The 1,184-nt window shown below is 29.5% G+C and carries 1 protein-coding gene; it reads right to left on the bottom strand.

Features of this window, described 5'->3' with window-relative positions; translation table 11 throughout:
- Positions 1-1,184, bottom strand: a 1,184-nt coding sequence (locus KI356_RS26420) for an SMI1/KNR4 family protein (RefSeq protein ID WP_212936933.1), incomplete at both ends; no start/stop codon positions are given.

The raw sequence follows: 1,184 nt of genomic DNA, 5'->3' as shown, positions 1-1,184 counted from the left end.
CCCATCTTTTACCTTGGTATCTATTAACTTTATATTTTGTAGTGCTGTATTATCTTTAAAACAATTAAAATTAACAATAATACTATTTTCAACTTCAATTGTAATTAATTTATTTAAGTTTCGTAAAACGAGTAAATCTACTTCATTGACATTTTCTAAACCTAAAATACGTAAATGCTTTAAAGCATCTACTTTTGAAATCGCATAGAGCTGCTCACAATTTGAAATATGTACAGAAAGCGATTCTAACTTCCGAAACTGCGGTAGTAACGAAAAATCTTTAATATCAGTATTTGAAATATCCAATTTTTTTAATGATCGCATTTCTACAAGTGCCGATAGATTATTTACACTCGTCTTCTTAATATTCATTTCTTCTAAGTGCTGCAAATGTAATATTGGCGTTAAATCTTGAACTGGATTATTAACTAAATATAACTTTTTTAAAAAAGTCATCCGTTCTAATCCCTTAATATCGTCAATTTCATTTCCAGTTAAAATTAGCTCCCTTACTTCAGAACACATCTGTAATGGACTAATATCTACTAACTCATTTCCACCTAAATATAATCTCTTTTCTCTTATAAATTTACTCGCACGTTCATGAGATCCCACGATATTTTTCCATGTTCCATTTAAACTACCATACCAATCTTTAACATTTTTTTCAGACTTAAATATAAAATTAGGATGTAAGACAGGTAATTCAATATTAAATAATGCGTCTAAAAAATGTATATTATCGTTTTTGCCATAGCTCCAATATAAATAATCTTCCTCTCGGTGAATTGTGAAATTTTTATCTTTTAGCGTTTGTAAAATAAATAGTAAAAAATCTGAAATTCGATTTGCAATTACATATTTTACTTCTTCATCTCGTCCAAAATTAATAACTTGTCCTATTTCCCCCTTTTTATCCGGATCAACGTCTATTGCAATATTATTCCCACCAGCATCATTACTAATTGGTATCCATTTTTTATTTGCATATTTTTCTTTAATATAATTTGTTGGTATAGAATATGCCTCAAAATCAAATGGTCCTCCATCTTCAACCTTTTTCCATATTCTCCACTCCTCTAAAACTTCATCTAACGAGAGAAATGGCAACCCAAAAAATAATCCTGGTCCAGATCTAACCTCACCGTTATGTGCGAGATAAAGCATACGTAATTCAGCTGGAA

It is taken from the genome of Bacillus hominis (assembly GCF_018332515.1).
GTDB classification, from domain to species: Bacteria; Bacillota; Bacilli; order Bacillales; family Bacillaceae_G; genus Bacillus_A; species Bacillus_A hominis.
The sequence above is the reverse complement of the archived record's forward strand: the minus strand, read 5'-3'. Positions and strand labels throughout refer to the sequence as shown.